The 17802-nt window shown below is 72.5% G+C and carries 12 protein-coding genes; 8 read left to right on the top strand and 4 right to left on the bottom strand.

All coding sequences use genetic code 11. The features are described from left to right. Window positions 1–24: 24 nt before the first annotated feature. Window positions 25–1299, bottom strand: a complete 1275-nt coding sequence (gene efeB / locus ACFYX0_RS15845) for an iron uptake transporter deferrochelatase/peroxidase subunit (RefSeq protein ID WP_388970632.1) — start codon at window positions 1297–1299, stop codon at window positions 25–27. Between the two features lie 47 nt (window positions 1300–1346). Then, window positions 1347–3578, bottom strand: a complete 2232-nt coding sequence (gene efeU, locus ACFYX0_RS15840) for an iron uptake transporter permease EfeU (RefSeq protein WP_388970630.1) — start codon at window positions 3576–3578, stop codon at window positions 1347–1349. 236 nt (window positions 3579–3814) lie between these two features. Here efeU and ACFYX0_RS15835 point away from each other — a divergent pair, with 236 nt between their 5' ends. From ACFYX0_RS15835 to ACFYX0_RS15820, 4 genes are all read left to right on the top strand, one after another. Further along, on the top strand, window positions 3815–4765 hold the full coding sequence (locus tag ACFYX0_RS15835; protein WP_388970628.1) for a TauD/TfdA dioxygenase family protein: 951 nt from the start codon (window positions 3815–3817) through the stop codon (window positions 4763–4765). 181 nt (window positions 4766–4946) lie between these two features. Continuing rightward, window positions 4947–6881, top strand: coding sequence for an AMP-dependent synthetase/ligase (locus ACFYX0_RS15830; protein WP_388970626.1), 1935 nt, complete (start codon window positions 4947–4949; stop codon window positions 6879–6881). A 246-nt stretch (window positions 6882–7127) separates the two neighbouring features. Next, window positions 7128–9677, top strand: coding sequence for a SpoIIE family protein phosphatase (locus ACFYX0_RS15825; protein ID WP_388970624.1), 2550 nt, complete (start codon window positions 7128–7130; stop codon window positions 9675–9677). 207 nt (window positions 9678–9884) lie between these two features. After that, window positions 9885–10640 carry a dienelactone hydrolase family protein gene (locus tag ACFYX0_RS15820; protein WP_388970622.1) on the top strand — a complete coding sequence of 252 codons (756 nt, stop codon included), beginning with the start codon at window positions 9885–9887 and terminating at the stop codon, window positions 10638–10640. Window positions 10641–10739: 99 nt separating this feature from the next. Here ACFYX0_RS15820 and ACFYX0_RS15815 read toward each other — a convergent pair whose 3' ends face one another. After that, window positions 10740–11609, bottom strand: a complete 870-nt coding sequence (locus tag ACFYX0_RS15815) for a universal stress protein (RefSeq protein ID WP_388970621.1) — start codon at window positions 11607–11609, stop codon at window positions 10740–10742. 130 nt (window positions 11610–11739) lie between these two features. On the opposite strand from ACFYX0_RS15815, the gene ACFYX0_RS15810 reads away from it, so the two are divergent. The 4 genes from ACFYX0_RS15810 to ACFYX0_RS15795 all read left to right on the top strand — a co-directional run bounded on the left by ACFYX0_RS15810 (window position 11740) and on the right by ACFYX0_RS15795 (window position 16221). Continuing rightward, complete coding sequence (locus ACFYX0_RS15810) at window positions 11740–13419, top strand: FAD-dependent oxidoreductase (RefSeq protein WP_388970619.1); 1680 nt, start codon at window positions 11740–11742, stop codon at window positions 13417–13419. Window positions 13420–13441: 22 nt separating this feature from the next. Beyond that, window positions 13442–14941: an ATP-binding protein gene (locus tag ACFYX0_RS15805; RefSeq protein ID WP_388970617.1), complete on the top strand. Its 1500-nt coding sequence runs from the start codon at window positions 13442–13444 to the stop codon at window positions 14939–14941. After that, on the top strand, window positions 14938–15288 hold the full coding sequence (locus ACFYX0_RS15800; protein WP_388970615.1) for a UBP-type zinc finger domain-containing protein: 351 nt from the start codon (window positions 14938–14940) through the stop codon (window positions 15286–15288). Before ACFYX0_RS15805 ends, ACFYX0_RS15800 begins: the two co-directional genes overlap by 4 nt. Before the next feature lie 138 nt (window positions 15289–15426). Continuing rightward, window positions 15427–16221, top strand: a complete 795-nt coding sequence (locus ACFYX0_RS15795; RefSeq protein ID WP_388970613.1) for a PP2C family protein-serine/threonine phosphatase — start codon at window positions 15427–15429, stop codon at window positions 16219–16221. On the opposite strand, the gene ACFYX0_RS15790 is transcribed toward ACFYX0_RS15795, so the two are convergent. Beyond that, window positions 16187–17668, bottom strand: a complete 1482-nt coding sequence (locus ACFYX0_RS15790; protein ID WP_388970611.1) for a serine hydrolase domain-containing protein — start codon at window positions 17666–17668, stop codon at window positions 16187–16189. The two genes, ACFYX0_RS15795 and ACFYX0_RS15790, sit on opposite strands and share 35 nt — an antisense overlap. Window positions 17669–17802 lie beyond the last annotated feature (134 nt).

Here is a 17802-nt window from a genome sequence, read left to right as displayed (position 1 = left end):
CGGGCCGGTGACGGTCGAGGGTCCTCAGGCCGTCAGCAGTCCGCGCCCCAGCCAGTCCGAGGCGTTCTTCACGCCGGGGAGGGCGAAGAAGTAGCCGCCCCCGGTCGGGGAGATGTAGTCGACGAGGGGCTCGTCGATCAGCCGCTTCTGGGTGGCCTCGAACTGGCGCTGCACATCCTGCTGGTAGCAGCAGAAGGCCAGTCCCATGTCGAGGTTGCCGACGTTGTCGATGCCCCGGTCGTAGTTGTAGCCGCGCCGCAGGATGCGGGAGCTGTCCGTGCGCTCGGTGCGGGGGTTGGCGAGGCGTATGTGGGCGTCGAGCGGGATGGCCGTGCCCTGCGGGTCCTTGGCGTAGTTGGGCGTGTCGGTCTCCGCGGCACCGTCCAGCGGTGCGCCCGTGTCCTTGCGGCGGCCGAACATCTTCTCCTGCTCGGTCAGCGAGACCCGGTCCCAGAACTCCACCAGCATCCGGATGATCCGGATGACCTGGTAGCTGCCGCCGGTGGCCCAGGCGGGTTCGCCCTGTCCCTCGCCCACCCAGATCAGACGGTTCGTCTCACGGGCGGAGCTGACGTCGGGGTTGGCGATGCCGTCCTTGAAGCCGAGCAGATTGCGCTGGGCGCCGGAGGGGCGGGGCGTGTTCTGGAAGCCGTCGATGCGCCACTTGATCTGCATCGCGCCCCGGGTGTGCCGCGCGATGTCGCGCAGCGCGTGCAGCACGGTGTCCTGGCGGGCGGCGCAGATCTGGAGGGAAAGGTCGCCGTGGCACTCGGCCGGCCGGAGGTTGTCGTTGGGGAACGTGCGCATCGGGGTGAGCCGCCGGGGCTTGGCCGCGGCGAGACCGTAGCGGTCGTCGAAGAGGGAGGCGCCGACGCCGACGGTGACGGTCAGCGCGTCTGCGGGGACCTCCGGCCCGAGGATGCCGTTGTCGGAGGGCGGGGCACCGACGCCAAGGTCCTCCGGGGTGCCGCCGGCGGTGAGGAAGCGGGCCCGCTCGGTGATGGTCCGGAACAGGTCGGTGAGTTCCTGGCGGCTGTCGGCGATGACGTCGAGGGACACAAAGGTGGCCGCGGCCGGGGCAGGGGTGATGATGCCCGCCTGGTGGATGCCGTGGAAGGCGACCTTCGCGGTGTCGTCCGCGGCGCGGGCCTCGCCGGCGCCGGCCTGGCTCAGAGCGAACCCGCCGCCCGCCAGGGCGGCGCCGGCGGCGCCCGCACCCAGGGCCGTCTTCACGAAGGAGCGACGGCCGGCACCGGCAGGGCAGCCGCCCGGGTGGGCGGGCGTTTCGGCGGACGGCATGCGGAGGTTCCCTTCGGTGGTCATGAGCTTCGTGCGCGGATCGGCCATCAGGCGGACTTCCGGATCTCCAGCAGGTCCGGAACGGGGGCGAGGTCCTCGAGGAGCTGTCCGGTGGCCCCGTTCAGCCGGTCGCGGGTGGTCGCGTCGAGGTGGTCCACGGGGGTCCAGGAGTCGCCCTGATGGGCGCCGTCGAGCAGCTTCCGCACCCGGTCGATGTCCGTGCCGACGGTGGGGAGCAGATGCGGGGCGCGGCTGGTGAGCAGGGGCGTGAGCACGGTGAGGAGTTCACGGGTGCCGGACAGGTTGGCGTCCGCGGTGGCCAGTTCGGTGCCGCTGCCCTGGTCGGTGTCGCCGGTGAGCTCGAACTGAAGGGTGTTCTCCAGGATCTCGTGGGCGCGCAGCGGCAGGTCTCCGGGGTCGAAGGTCTGAGTGGGGAACGCCTTCTGCAGTCCCGCGGCCGCGTCGGCGAGCTGCTGGGCCGGGCCCTTCAGCTGGTCGGCGGACTGGCCGTGCCACAGGCCGTACTCGACTCGGTGGAAGCCGGTGAAGTCCGGGTCGTTCACCCCGCCGGGGAGACCGTCGGCCCGACCGTTGATCTTCTTGTCGAAGTCCTCGAAGGTGCCGTAGGCGGCGCCGAGCGAGGAGTAGGTGCGGTGGGCGGTCAGCCAGTCGGTGCGCGCGGTGTCGAGATGGTTGCCGGCGATGTCGTCGCTCAGCTTCCGGGTCTGGGTGACGAGGGTGGCCAGGCCCTGGCCGACGTACGCCTTGTACGCCTTCAGGGGCGCGGCGAGGTCGTTCTCGGAGACGGGTACGACGGCCTTGGCTCCGCCGCCGCCGGTGACGCGGACGGCCTGGGAGGTGACGGCCTTGCCGCCGGTGGGCACACAGCGCCAGGCGTAGCTGCCGCCGGCGACCGTGGCGACGAGGTCGCGGGTGGTCCCGGGGGCCAGTCCCTCGATCTCGCCGTAGACCGCGTTGCTGGCGGGGTCGACGAGGTAGACCTCCGAGGTCTTGTTCCCGGTGTTGTGCATCTGGAAGGTCTGCCGGCCGGGCCGGGGCGCGCTGAAGCCCTTGCCGCAGTCGGTCTCCGAGACGGCGACGGTCTGGGCGCCCGCGGGCTTCGAGCCGCTGAGGGCGACGGTGAGCCCGGCGAGCACGGAGGGCACGGCGACGACGGCGACGGGCACCACCCAGACGGGACGGCGACGTTCGGGGGCGACCGGCTCGGGGGCGCGCCGGGCGGGCCGCGACCCGGACGGCTGCGCGGCGTCGGGCTTCTCGTCGGCCTTTACGGCGGTCTCGGGCTTCTCGTCGGCCTTTACGGCGGTCTCGGGCTTCTCGTCGGCCTTCACGGCGGTCTCGGGCTTCTCGTCGGCCTTTACGGCGGTCTCGGGCTTCTCGTCGGCCTTCACGGCGGTCTCGGGCTTCTCCGGCGCCTTCCCCGCGGGCTCGGGCTTGGCGGACGGGGCGGTGCGTACGCCTCGCACGAACAGCGTCATCACCGTGGCCAGATAGGCGACATAGCCCGCGACCTGCAACCACGTCATCGTCGGCGTCAGGTTGAACACGCCCTGGACGAGGGTGCTGTACCAGGAGCCCGCGTCGATGCTGCCGCTCAGGTCGACGGCGTACGCGCTCTTGCCGGGCAGCACTCCGCCCTCCTGCAGATCGCGCAGACCGTAGCCGAGCACACCCGCCGCGATCACGACGAGGACCGCGCCGGTCGCGGTGAAGAACTTGGTCAGGTTGATCTTCAGGACCCGGCGGTACAGGCCCCAGCACAGGCCTGCCGCGAGGACCAGGCCGATACCGGCCCCGGTCAGCGGACCGGCGGACTCGCCCGCCGCACGGGCCGTGGTCCACAGGAACAGCGCCGTCTCCAGGCCCTCGCGGCCCACCGCGAGGAACGAGGTGACGATCAGCATGCCCGCGCCCATCGCGAGCGCCTGGGTGACCTTCTGCTTGATCTCGCCGGACAGACTGCGGGCCGAGCGGCGCATCCAGAACACCATCGCGGTGACGAACGCGACGGAGATCACGCTGAGGGTGCCGCCGAACGCCTCCTGGGCGGTTGCCGACAGGGACGCGGCGGTGAACGTCAGCACCGCGCCGAAGCTCAGGGCGAGCGCGATCGCCGCCAGGACTCCCGTCCACACCTGGGGCAGCCGGGACTTGGCGCCCGCCCGCACAAGGGTCGCGATCAGGAGGGAGACGATAAGTCCCGCTTCGAGCCCTTCTCTCAGTCCGATGAGAAAGCTCGGAAACCCGTCATCCCACATACGACCCTCCCCGACACACCCCCCGCCGACGGTCGTGCAGGTTAGCGAAGGCATGCCTTACTTGTGCCGAACCATCATGGCTACCGGCGTGTCGTCAATCGCCCATGGGAAGGCAATGGGACGGCAAAAGGACCCACGCGAGGCGGGGTGCTCGGGGTCCGTGTGATCTTTCGCACGACTCCGGGACGGGCCATGCTGGGCCCGTCACATCCGCCCGCACGACCGACGGAGGCCGTATGACGACGGACGGCGCAACCGGGATCTCGGTGAGGCCCGTCGCGGGCCGCATCGGTGCCGAGATCAGCGGGGTCGATCTGGCCGGCGACCTGGACGACGCGACGGTGGCCGCGATCCGGTCGGCCGTACTCCGCTGGAAGGTGGTGTTCTTCCGGGACCAGAGGCTGGACCATGCCGCGCACGTCGCGCTCGCGCGGCGGTTCGGCGACCCCGTCGTCCTGGGCCGGCGCGGCAGCGCCTCGCCCGCGGACTTCCCGGAGGTCGAGACGACGGCCGACCGGCTGGAACTGGGCGGCCGCTACGGCATGGAGCACGACGAGTGGCTACGGCGCCGGCGCCACTCCCTGCTGCGGGGCTGGCACTGCGACCACGGCGCCCGTGTCGATCCGCCCGCGGCGACCATCCTGCGGGCCGAGACCGTGCCGCCGTACGGCGGGGACACCCAGTGGTCGAATCTGGCCGCCGCCTACGCGGGCCTCTCGGAGCCCGTACGGCGTTTCGTGGACGGTCTGCGGGCCGAGCACCGGCTCGGCGTCGGCTACCAGGCGCGGCCCGGCGAGGACGCGTATCTGCGTCATCTGCTGGACCACCAGGTGGCCTCCGAGCACCCGCTCGTCCGTGTGCACCCGGAGTCCGGCGAGCGGTTGCTGTTCGTCAACGGCTACTACGTGGAGCAGATCCGCGGGCTCTCGCGCGCCGAGAGCGGTCATGTGCTGCAGATGCTGCTGGAACAGGCCACCCGCCCCGAGTACACGGTCCGGTTCCGCTGGGAGCCCGGCAGCGTCGCTTTCTGGGACAACCGCGCCACCATCCATCTCGCCCCCGGCGATCTCGTCACCCCGGAGCACCCCCGCACCATGCACCGGGTGATGCTCGCGGGCGAGGTCCCGGTGGGTCCGGACGGCCGGCCCTCGGAGCCCGTCACCGGTACGGAGCCCGGCCGCTGGTGAGCCGGCGGCCCGCACGGGGCGCCCCCGGACGGGCGCCCCTCGGCCCCGTGGCGCCCGTACTCCCGATTGCTGTGGGTTCCTTGTCGGTTCCCTCCACGTCGGGCGGCAACCTCGGCTAGATTCGAGCTCCGCCGATGCCGCACGCGTCGGGGGCGTCGCAGGAAGGGCTCGTGAACGGCGCATGCGCGACTTCGGGAACGCCCGGGCGGCCGCCCCAATGACGGCGTCAGTACCGGTCATGTCGGGGGGACTTGCGGACAGCGTCTTCGACACGGCGAACCGGGACCCCGGCCTGCCGCTGGTCGCCCGCCGCATCGGTCCCCCCGAAGCGCCCTGGATCCAGATGACGGCGAGCGAACTCCGCGACGAGGTGGTCGATCTGGCCCGGGGACTCGTCGCCTCGGGCATCCGCCCCGGCAACCGGGTCGCCGTCATGGCGCGCACCCGTTACGAATGGACCCTGTTCAGCTGTGCGCTCTGGGCGATCGGGGCCGAGGTCGTACCGATCTACCCGACGTCCTCGCACGAACAGGTCGAGTGGATCCTCAGGGACGCGCACTGCGTCGCGGTCGTCGTCGAGGACGAGCAGGGCGTCATGACCGTCGGCTCGGTCTGCGCCTCGCTGCCCCAGCTGCGGCACGTGTGGCAGCTGGACTCCGGCGCCGTGGAGGCACTCGTAGTGCGCGGCCGTCCGGTGCCCGCCACCACCGTCGACTCGCTCCGCCGGATCGTGCTGCCGGACTCCACCGCGGTCGTCGCCTACACCTCCGGCACCACCGGCCGCCCCCGCGGCTGCGCCCTGAGCCACCGCAATCTGGCGGCCCCCTGCGACACGATCCTGGCCGGCTGGGGACACACCGGAGCACCGCCGGGCCAGCAGCCCGCCATTCTCGCCTTCCTGCCGTTCTCCCATGTGTACGGGCTGATGATCCAGGGACTGTGTCTGCGCGGCGGACTACTCATGGGCCATGAGCCCGAGCTCAACGCGGACGTCCTGGCATCCGCGTTCCAGACCTTCCGCCCCACTTATCTGTACGCGGTCCCGTTCGTCTTCGAGAAGCTCTACAAGAACTTCCTGCGCGTCTCCCAGCAGGCGGGCCGCGGCGCCCTGTTCGAGCGGGCCGTGCGCACGGCCCAGGACTACGCCCTGGCCGTGGAGCGGCAGCGGATGGGAGCGGGGTCCGGCCCCGGCATCGATCTGAAGCTTCAGCACGCCCTGTACGAGAAGGCGGTGTACCGCAAGCTGCGCGCCGCACTGGGCGGCCGGGTGTACGGCGCCGTCTCCGGCGGATCGCCGCTGAACCGTGAACTCGCCCTGTTCTACGCCGGTATCGGCATCTCCGTCCATGACGGCTACGGACTCACCGAGACGGGCGGGGGCATCACCGTGCAGCCCGTCGGGCGGGAGAAGTCCGGCACCGTGGGGCGCCCCCTGCCGGGAGTCCAGGTACGGGTGGCCGAGGACGGGGAGATCCTGGTGCGCGGGGCGTCGGTGTTCCAGGGGTACGTCAACGACCACGCCGGCACCCGTGCGGTGCTGCGGGACGGCTGGCTGGCCACCGGCGATCTCGGGCAGCTGGACTCCGACGGCTATCTGTCCATCACGGGCCGCAAGAAGGAGATCATCGTCACGAGCGGCGGCAAGAGCGTGGCTCCGGCCGCGCTCGAGGAGCGGCTGCGCGCGCATCCGCTCATTCACCAGGCCGTGGTCGTGGGCGACAACCGGCCCTGTGTGGGCGCCCTGATCACCCTGGACCCGGAGTTCGTGGCGCACTGGCGCGGCGGTCTGTTCACCCAGGGCGACACGGCGGGTCGGGAGGCCCGGGAGGAGAACGCCCTGCGGCAGGAGATCACCCGGGCGGTGGCCGCGGCCAACACCACGGTGTCCCGGTCCGAGTCGATCCGGGTCTTCCGGATCCTGCCGGAGCCCTTCGATGTCGCGAGCGGACTGCTGACGCCCTCGATGAAGCTGCGCCGGGACGCCGTCGTACACCGGTACGCGGCCGAGATCGAGGCCATGTACCAGTCCTCGTCGCGCCTCCCCCGGGAGCGGAGGGGGGAGGACCCGCCCGCCTGGGACGACGCCTCCGACGATGTGTTCCGCCGGGTGAGGTAGGGCAGGCCCCGCGTTCCGGCGCGACAGCGCACGCTCACCGCGAGGCCCGCCGACGGCACACCCGGGCGGGTGGGGCGTTCGTTCCGGCGCCGGCGGTCCCGCACGGGCCGTCCACGGCAGCGCCGTCCCGTTCCGGACCGCGGCCGGAGAGTGCGCCGCCCCCGGTCGTCCGGATGCGCATGCGGGGCGATACGGCGCATTCTTGCTGTGTTACCCGACCCGACAGCCCGTGACGAGGGCAGACCGATGCAAGGGAGCGCCGAGAGCGCGGACAGCGCGCCCGGGACGACCATCGCCGTGCTGACCGGCGCCGTGGCAGACGCGATCCACGCCGCCGGCGGCCTGGTGGGCGGCATGTACCTGCGCTCGAGCACGCCAGAGGTGTTGCGTCTGGCCGTGCTCGCCGGGCTGCCCGCGAGCCTGTTCCGGCCGTGGTCACGGCTGCATCTGGACCGGCCGTTCCCCGTCGCGGACGCGTTCCGGCTCGGGGTCCCGGTGGTGCTCAACGACGCCACGGAGACGATGCGGCGCTACCCGCAGCTGGCGGCCGGACTGCCGTTCCGCTTCGGCTCGGTGTACGTGCCCGTGGTGGGCGCCACGACGACGTACGGCGTCCTCATGGTGCTGCGCCCCTCCGGACCGCAGGCCATCGAGGCACTGCCCGATCTGGACCGGATGATGGCGACCGCGGAACGTCTCGCCGAGGCCCTCGGTGCCCTGGAGAAGGCCGGCGACCCGGTGGTCTGGGACGGCCCACCGCTGTGTGTGCGCCCCCCGGCCGCCGCCCGGCTCCGCAGCCGTATCGGGCACTTCGTCTGGGACCCGGCCAAGGAGACGGTGACCGGGGACGACACCTTCCAGGAACTGTCGGGGGGCGCCGTGCAGGACCTGGCCGGGTCGCCCGAGGCGCTCGCCGAGGCGGTCTCGCCGGACGACGCGCGCCTGGTGCTGTCGGCACTGCGTGAGACCGCGGGGGGCTTCCCGCCGACCCGCCCGCTGCGCGTGCGGGCCAAGGACGGCGGGCAGCGTCTGATGGAGTTCTGGGCGGAGAACCCGGCGCCGGGAGGCCCGCACCGGGTCGGGGGTCTCGTGGTCGATCCGGGAACCGGCCCCGCCGCACAGGGAGCCACCGACCTGCTGCCCGACGGCGTGTTCGCCTTCGACCGGATGGGCCTGATCACCTACGTCAACCCGCGCGCCGGTGACCTGCTCGGCAGTTCGCCGCAGGACCTGGTGGGCCGGCACCTCTGGTACGCGCTGCCCTGGCTGGACCGGCCCGCGTACGAGGACCATCTGCGGGCGGCGCTGCTGGCTCCGGAGCCGGTGCACTTCCAGGTACGCCGTCCCGTGGAGGGCGCCGACCGGGAGGGGGACGGCGACTGGCTCACCCTTTCGGTCTATCCGGGCACGGATGTCCTCACCTGCCGGGTGATGCCGTTCGGACACACCGCCGACACGGCTTCGCTGAGCGAGGCGTCGAACAGAACGGCGGACCAGCTGAGCCCCTGGGACGCGGCGGCGCCGGTGTACCGCCCCGTCATCCTCGCGATCGCGCTGTCCGAGGCCGTGACCGCGCGCCAGGTGTCCGAAGTGGTGATGCGCGAACTGCTGCCCGCGTTCGGCGGCCACCGGCTGGCCATCCATCTGCTGCAGGAGCGGCATCTGTATCTGGCCTGGGAGACGGGCTTCCCGGCCGGGTACCTCGCGCAGTTCGAGGGAGTCGGGCTGGATTCCAAGCTGCCGGGGGTGGACACACTCACCACGGGCCGCCCCCTGTTCTTCGAGTCGATGCAGCAGTTCGCGGCCGCCTACCCGGACCTCCCGCTGGACACCACCGAGGGCTCCCGGGCCTTCCTGCCGCTGATCGCCTCCGGACGGCCGGTGGGCGCCTGCACCCTCGGCTTCGAGCGCCCGCGTGTCTTCAGCGACGAGGAGCGCACGGTGCTCACCGCGCTGGCCGGGCTGATCGCGCAGGCGCTGGAGCGGGCACGGCGCTACGACTCCGAGGCCGCCCTCGCCCGCGGACTGCAGGAGGCCCTGCTGCCGCACCGGCTGTCCACCCACCCCCAGGTGGAGACGGCGGGCACCTATCTGCCCGGCACCCAGGGCATGGACGTGGGCGGCGACTGGTACGACGTCATCGAGGCCGGCGACGGACTCGCCCTGGTCATCGGCGACGTCCAGGGGCACGGGGTGCAGGCCGCGGCCACCATGGGGCAACTGCGCAGCGCCGTCCGGGCGTTCGCCTTCGGCGACCACGCCCCGCACCAGGTGATGAGCGGCACCAACCGGCTGCTGATCGACCTCGATCCGGGCCAGTTCGCCAGCTGCTGCTATGTCCGGCTGGACCCGGTCACGGGGCACGCCCGGGCCGCGCGGGCCGGCCATCCGCAGCCGCTGCTGCGCCATCCCGACGGTCGCACCGACGTCCTCGACCTGCCCGGCGGACTGGTGCTCGGGGTGGACCCCAAGGCCAACTACCCGGTGACCCATCTGCGACTGGAACCGGGTGCCGTGCTCGCGCTGTACACCGACGGCCTGGTGGAGCGGCCGGGAGCCGACATCGACGAGGGGGTCGAGGCGCTGCGCGCCGAGTTGTCCCGCACGAAGTACGGCACCCACCGCCGGGGCGGCCTGTCGTTGACGGGGATCGCGGACCGGCTCACCGAGCGGGCCCGGCACACGGCGGACCGCCCCGACGACATCGCGATCCTTCTCGCGACCCGCCTCCACGGCACGGAGGGCATCGACGACGTCCTGGGCACCGAGCACGCCGACGGCCTCGGTGAGGCGTAGCGCGAACGCCGCCGCGCGCGGCGCGAGTTCCGGCCCGTGGTGGCGGGCGCCGCCGACGTACATCACGCCATCCGCATGAACGTTCCCGGGTGCGGGCCGCACCGAGGTGATCCCGGGCGCAGGGCGCCGGACGGCGTTGCGATGATGTTGTCCGCAGGCCCGGCCGTACCGCAGCCGACCTGACGTCGAGAGGCAGGAGAACCCCCTATGACCGCCGTTCGTGGAACGTCCGTGGACATCCCCACCCCGGACGGTACGGCCGATGCCTATCTGGCCTACCCGGCCGACCACAGCCCCCACCCCGCGGTCCTGCTCTACATGGACGCCTTCGGACTGCGTCCCGGTCTGAAGGCGATGGCCGACCGCCTGGCCGGGAACGGCTACACCGTCCTCGTCCCCAATCTCTACTACCGGCACGGGCGCGCTCCCCTCGTGGAGCTGCCCGAGTTCATCGACACGTCCGAGCGCCCGGAGCTCTTCCAGCAGCTCATGCCGCTCGTCCAGGAGCTGACGCCCGAGGTCGCCGACCGCGATGCCGACGCCTATCTGCGCTGGCTGGCCGACTGCCCGCAGGCTGCCGACGGGCCGGTCGGGGTCACCGGTTACTGCATGGGCGCCCGGCTCTCCCTGCGTGCCGCCGGCACCTACCCGGAGCGGATCGCCGCCGTGGCCGGCTTCCACGGCGGACGGCTGGCCACCGACTCCCCCGACAGCCCGCACCTGGTGGCCGACCGCATCACCGCGGAGGCCTACTTCGGCCACGCGGACCACGACTCCTCACTGCCGCCGGAGCAGATCGAGCGGCTGGAGAAGGCACTGACGGAAGCGGGGGTGCGCCACCGGTGCGAGGTCTATCCCGACGCCCCGCACGGCTTCACCCAGGCCGACACCTCGCACTACGACGCCGAGGCGGCGGAGCGCCACTGGACGGAGCTGCTGGCCCTCCTGGACCGCACGCTGTAGGCGCGGTCCGCGCGACGAAGTGATGCGACCGCCCGGGCAGGTCTTCGAGCCGTGCCGGGGCGGGCGCCCGCGGTCCGAGGACCGGTGCGCCCGGCCGGATCAGGCGGGGGGTACGACCGCGACGGGGCAGGGCGCGTGGTGCAGCAGCGCGTGCGCCACCGAGCCGATGCGCGGTCCGACGGGCAGGCTCGCGTGCCGTCCCACCACCACGAGCTGGGCGCCGGCGGCCGCCTCCAGCAGGACCTGGCCCGCGCTGCCCATCTCCACGTGCTCGGTCACCGGTACGTCCGGGAAGCGTTCCCGCCAGGGCCGCAGCGCCTCGTCCAGCGCCTTGCGCTCGTACGGCTCCAGACCGCCGGCCTCGTCGAGCAGCTTCAGCGAGGCCGGGCTGTAGGCGAACACGGGCGGCAGGCTCCAGGCCCGTACGACGCGCACGGCCGCTCCCCGGGCCGCGGCGGTCGCGAAGGCGAACCCGAGAGCGGCCGCGCCGTCCTCCGGATCCCCGTGCTGGCCGACGATGATCTCCCGGCCCGCCGCCTCGGCCGTGGCCCGGTCGTCCGAGCGCACGAGCACCACGGGCGCGGCGGACTCGGCGATCACCTGCCGGCCCACCGAGCCCAGCAGGAAGCCCACGAGGGCGCCGTGCCCGCGCGAGCCCAGCACCAGCAGTTCGGCCGCCGCCGCCTCCGCCGTCAGCGTGTCCACGGACCCGCCCTCCACGGCCTCGGCGTTCACGGTCAGCCCCGGGTGCCGTTCGGCGATCGTGGCCCGGGTCTCCTGCGCGAGCTGTTCCGCCCACGCGGCCTGGGCGTCCCGGTCGGCGGTGGGGGCGAGGTCGTACGACTGCCACTGCCAGGCGTGCACGATCCGCAGCGGGAGGTCACGGCGCACCGCCTCGCGTCCCGCCCAGGCCGCTGCGGCGGCGCTCTCCGGTGATCCGTCCACTCCCACGGTGACGGGGCGGGTCATACGGCTGCCTCCTCGTTCGCTCTCCGTTGATCACACGCTACCGGTTCCGGTGCTCGCCGGGTTCCGAGGCGAAACCGGTCGATCGAACATACGATGGGCGAGACGCGAAGAGTTCGGGGCGGGAGACTCTATGACACAGGCTGCCGGTGCAGCTGCACGGACCGTCATCCTGACCGTGGACGACGATCCCGGGGTGTCGCGCGCCGTGGCCCGTGATCTTCGGCGCCGGTACGGCGAGTCGTACCGCATCGTGCGGGCCGAGTCCGGCCAGAGCGCGCTGGACGCGCTGCGGGAACTGAAGCTGCGCGGCGATCTGGTGGCCGTGATCATGGCCGACTACCGGATGCCGGAGATGAACGGCATCGAGTTCCTGGAACTGGCCCTGGACGTCTACCCGGGTGCCCGGCGGGTGCTGCTGACCGCGTACGCGGACACCAACGCGGCCATCGACGCGATCAATGTGATCGACCTCGACCACTATCTCCTCAAGCCGTGGGACCCGCCGGAAGAGAAGCTCTACCCGGTCCTGGACGATCTGCTGGAGGCCTGGCGGACCTCGGACTACCGGCCGGTTCCCACCACCAAGGTGGTCGGGCACCGCTGGTCGGCACGGTCCGCGCAGGTCCGCGACTTCCTCGCCCGCAACCAGGTGCCCTACCGCTGGTACTCGGTCGACACCCCGGAGGGCAGGCGGCTGCTGGCGGCGGCCGGGGAGGACGGGGAGCGGCTGCCCCTCGTCGTCACCCCTGACGCCACCCCGCTGGTCGAGCCGGAGGACGCGGAGCTCGCCGAGCACGTGGGGCTGGCGACGAACCCGACCGCCGAGTTCTACGATCTCGTGGTGATCGGCGGCGGGCCCGCCGGACTCGGGGCCGCGCTGTACGGGGCGTCGGAGGGGCTGCGGACGCTTCTCGTGGAGCGGTCCGCCACCGGCGGACAGGCCGGGCAGAGCTCTCGGATCGAGAACTATCTCGGCTTCCCCGACGGGGTGTCGGGCGCGCAGTTGACCGACCGGGCGCGACGGCAGGCCAAGAAGTTCGGCGCGGAGATCCTCACCGCGCGGGAGGTGTCCGCCCTGGAGGTCAACGGGGCCGCGCGGATCGTGCGGTTCTCGGACGGGCCCGCCATCTCCGCGCACAGCGTGATCCTGGCGACCGGTGTGTCCTACCGGCAACTCGCGGCCCCGGGCCTGCGGGACCTGACGGGGCGCGGGGTCTTCTACGGCGCGGCGCTCACGGAGGCACCGGCCTGTACGGACCAGAACGTGTACATCGTCGGCGGTGCCAACTCCGCGGGCCAGGCGGCCATGTTCCTGTCCCGCAACTGCAAGTCGGTCACCCTGCTCGTACGCGGCAAGTCGCTGTCGGCGTCGATGTCTCACTATCTGGTCCAGCAGATCGCCGAGACGCCGAACATCGTCGTGCGCACCAACACCGTGGTGGACGCGGCGCACGGCACCCAGCACCTGGAGCAGCTGACGCTGCGGGACGTGTCGACGGGAGAGACCGAACTCGTCGGCACACCATGGCTGTTCGTGTTCATCGGGGCTGCTCCGCTGACGGATTGGCTGGAGGGGACCGTGCTGCGCGACGACCACGGCTTCATCCTGACCGGCCCCGACATGACGTGCGACGGGCAGCCGCCGCCGGGCTGGGAGCTGGACCGGCCCCCGTACCACCTGGAGACCAACGTCCCCGGTGTGTTCGTGGCGGGTGACGCACGCGCCGAGTCCGCCAAGCGGGTCGCCTCCGCGGTGGGCGAGGGGGCGATGGCCGTGATGCTCGTCCACCGGTATCTGGAGCAGTCATGAACCCGCAGCCCGGGGAGTGGACATGAGCGGCCGGCCGCTGGCGTGCGACAGGGCGGAGCTGAAGACGCTCTTCCTGTTCGAGAAGCTGAGCGACGAGCAGTTGGCGCGGCTGTGCCGGGAAGGGCGGGTGGAGGAGTTCGAGCCCGGCCCGGTGTACACCGAGGGCGACCCCGCCACCTGCTTCTTCGTGCTCCTCGAAGGCACGCTGGTGCTCTCGCGGCGGGTCGGCATCGACGATGTGGAGGTCACCCGGACCTCGCAACGCGGCGTGTACTCGGGCGCCTTCCAGGCGTACCTGGGCGACCGGGCGCAGGCCGTGCAGTACAACGGGTCGATGCGGGTCACCGAGCCGTCGCGGTTCTTCATCCTGCCCGCGCACACGTTCGCCGCCGTGATGCGGGACTGGTTCCCGATGGCGGTGCATCTGCTGGAGGGGCTGTTCTTCGGCACCAAGAGCATCCAGGAGGTCGTCAACCAGCGGGAACGGCTGCTGGCGCTGGGCTCGCTGTCCGCGGGGCTCACCCATGAGCTCAACAACCCGGCGGCCGCGGCGGTGCGGGCCACGTCGGCGCTGCGCGAGCGGGTGGCCGGGATGCGGCACAAGCTAGGGGTGATCGCGGCCGGGCGGTACGAGCCGGACACGCTGCGGACGCTGGTGGACATCCAGGAGCGGACGGCGGAGCAGGTCGCGAAGGCCGCCCCGCTCAGTCCTCTTGAGGCGTCCGACCGGGAGGACGCGCTCGGCGACTGGCTGGACGACCACGGCATCCCGGGCGCCTGGCAGCTCGCGCCGGCCTTCGTGCAGGCCGGTCTCGACACCGACTGGCTGGACCAGATCGCGGCGGCCGTGGACGAGGGGACCCTGGAGGGCGCGATCCGCTGGCTCAACTACACGGTCGAGACCGAGCTGCTGATGATCGAGATCGAGGACTCCACGACGCGGGTCTCCACCCTCGTCGACGCGGCGCGGCAGTACTCGCAGCTCGACCGGGCCCCGTACCAGGTCGTGGATGTGCACGAACTTCTGGACAGCACCCTGCTGATGCTCTCCGCCAAGCTCGGCCCCCGGATCACCGTGGTCAAGGACTACGACCGCACCCTGCCGAACATCCCCGCCTACCCCGGCGAGCTGAACCAGGTGTGGACCAACCTCGTCGACAACGCGGTGTCGGCCATGAACGAGGTGGACGGGGACGGGACGCTGACCGTGCGGACGGCGCTCGACCGGGACCAGCTGCTGGTCGAGTTCGGTGACACGGGACCCGGCGTGCCGCCGGAGATCCGCGGCCGTATCTTCGACCCGTTCTTCACCACGAAGCCGGTCGGCCAGGGCACCGGACTGGGCCTGGACATCTCCTGGCGCATCGTCGTCAACAAGCACCACGGCAGCATCGACGTCCGCTCGGAGCCGGGGGACACCCGGTTCCAGGTATGGCTGCCGCTCACCGCCGCGGACTCCGACGTCCCTCGGCAGAACTCCGGCACGCAGCCCGGTTCCGAGACACCAGTGGAGGCATCATGACGACAGCCAGCGGGATCGATCCCAGCGTCCCGCCCGGCGGCACGGGCTGCGCGGAGTGCGACGCGGCGGGCGGGTGGTGGGTCCATCTGCGGCGCTGCGCGCAGTGCGGGCACATCGGCTGCTGCGACGACTCCCCTTCCAAGCACGCGACGGCGCACTACCAAGCCACCGGGCACCCGGTGATCCGCAGCTTCGAGCCGGAGGAGGACTGGTTCTGGGACTACACCACCTCCGAGTTGTACGAGTCGGGGCCCGAGCTGGCTCCCCCGATCTCTCATCCGCTCGACCAGCCGGTGCCGGGGCCGACCGGCCGTGTCCCGGCGAACTGGGCGGACACGCTCCGCTAGTGCCGTGACCGGCAAGGTTCACCGGCTCGCGACGCCCGGCACGGCACCGGGCGCGAGTCCGACGGCCCGTCGGCAGCCACTGGTCCCGGGCCGCGGCAGGCCGGGGCGAGTCGAGGTGCCCGACTGATGGCCGAAACCATGGAATGTGTCCGATGCGGCGGCACGGTCGCGCCCGACGGTGTCTGCCGGCACTGCGGCGTGGCGCAGCCGGCCTTCCGTGCGCATGTGGAGATCACGGTGGGCTCCGACGCGGCCGGGGTCAGCGACCGGGGCCACGGGCAGGAGGTCAACGCGGACGCCCTGACGCTGGCCGCCACCGGACTGTGGACGGTCGGGGTGGTCTGTGACGGGGTGTCCCTGTCACCGCGGCCGGAGCGTGCGGCCCGGGTCGCCGTCAAGGCCGCGGCGGCCGCCCTGATCGCCCGGTTGCGGGAGGGGCAGTTGCCGGAGGTGGCGCTGGCCGAGGCGGCCGGGCGCGCGGGCCGGGCGGTGAGCGCTCTGGCGGCCGTGCGGGACGGCGCGCCCGCCTGTACGTTCGTCGCGGGCGTCGCCGGTCCGGAGGGGATCTGGAGCGCCTGGATCGGTGACAGCCGTGCCTACTGGCTGCCCGGCGAGGGGCCGGGTCTGCTCATGTCCGAGGACGACACGGGCGACCACGACGTTCTCACCGCCTGGCTGGGCGCCGACGCCGGGCCGGTGACCGCACGGGTGCGGGGCCATCGGCCCCGGGTGCCCGGCCGGCTGCTGCTGTGCACGGACGGTCTGTGGCGGCATCTGCCGGACGCCGCCGGGCTGCTGAGGCTGCTCGGGCGGCAGGGGCGGAACGTACTGGCCGACGCGCGGGCACTGGTGAGCCGCGCCTTGGACGCGGGCGGCGAGGACAATGTCACCGCCGCGGTCATCCGCGTGGTACCGGCTCCTCTCGGGAACTGAGGGGTGCCCGGTTGCGGCGCATCGGGCCGCCGTGCAGGGGCGCGGTATGCCAGCGGGCGGTGAAGGTGCCGGCGCCGGGGTTGTCCGCGTCGAGGGTGCCGGTCACGGTGAGCCGGTGCGGTGTCTGCAGGAACACGACGTCGAGCCGCAGGGTGTCCGGGTCCGTCCAGCCGCCGCTCACGGCTGTGGGGACGCGCCCCTCCTCGACGGCCCAGCCGGGGTCGGGGACGCGCAGCACGAGGCGGTCGTCGCCCTCCACCAGGGTCACCGTCCAGCCGCCGTCCGGGCCGGAGATCTCGACCGCGGTCAGTCCGGGCTGGCCGGCGCAGCGGCCGCCCTCGGGCGTGAGCCGGGCCCCCGACCAGAGGTCGGAGGCCGTCGTGGGCGCGGGACGGGCGGCGACCGGGGGCAGGGCAAGCCCGTCGAGACGGTGCTGGAGCGCCTTGTCCTCGTCGGCGCGGTCCGGGAGCGGGTCGGGGCCGAACGCGGGCAGCAGATGGCGCCACACCGCGTCGAGCAGCTGCTGCATCTGCCCGGTGGCCGCGGTCGTGGCGATCACGGCGTCGTGCTGCGGCAGGACGACGCAGAACTGGCCGTAGGCCCCGTCGCCGCGGTATCCGTGCCGCGACATCCAGAACTGGAAGCCGTAGCCGTGCTGCCAGTCGGAGCCGATGTCCTTGAGAGTGCCGTCGGCGGTGGGGATGTGCGGGCGGGTCGCCTCGGCGACCCAGGAGGACGGCAGCAGGCGCTTGCCCTCCCAGACGCCGTCCTGGAGGTACAGCAGGCCCAGGCGGGCGATGGCGTCCGTGGTGGCGTGCAGTCCGCTGAAGCCGAGGTCGCGGCCGCGCGGATGCTGGATCCAGGCGACCTCGCCGATGCCGAGCGGATCCAGGATCCGGGGGCGCAGATACTCGGTGAGGGACTGGCCGGAGCAGCGCTGGACGATAGCGGCCAGGGTGTAGGTCGCGGGCTGGTTGTAGGCGAAGACGGTGCCGGGGTCCCGGTCCGGCGGGATCAGCAGAAAGCCGCGCACGGGTTCGGCCCGGTCGGTGCCGAACGCCTGGTCGTTGGTCTCGGCGAGGTGCCCGCTCGCCATGGACGCGACGTGCCGGACCAGCATGGCGCGGCTGCGCGGGTCGGTGATGTCCGCCTCGAACTCCGGGAAGTACGAGATCACGGGCGCGTCGAGGTCGAGGAGCCCCTCGGCGACGGCCACCCCTGCGGCCGTGGAGGTGAAGCTCTTGCTGAGCGAGTACAGCAGATGGAGGCGGTCGGCGGTGTACGGCGCCCACCAGCCGGAGGCCACCAGTCGGCCATGGCGCAGGATCATGACGCTGTGCGGCTCGATGTCCGGGTCCGCCTCCACCGCGTCGAGGAACGCATGGATCCCGCGGGCGTCGACGCCCTGCTCGGCGGGCGTGCTGACGGGCAACGGACGGGTGCTCATCCGACGGGCCTCCTGGCGGTCGCGGGTGGCGGGCACGGCTGCGGTTCGGTGTATCCGCCATCCTTGCTCTGTCCGCCATCCTGACCGTCCGGTCGGGGCATGTCCATGACCCCGACGGAAAGCGACCTCGGGGG

This window comes from Streptomyces sp. NPDC002573 (assembly GCF_042889625.1).
Lineage (GTDB): Bacteria > Actinomycetota > Actinomycetes > Streptomycetales > Streptomycetaceae > Streptomyces > Streptomyces gibsoniae.
This window is presented reverse-complemented; position numbering and strand designations above follow the sequence as displayed.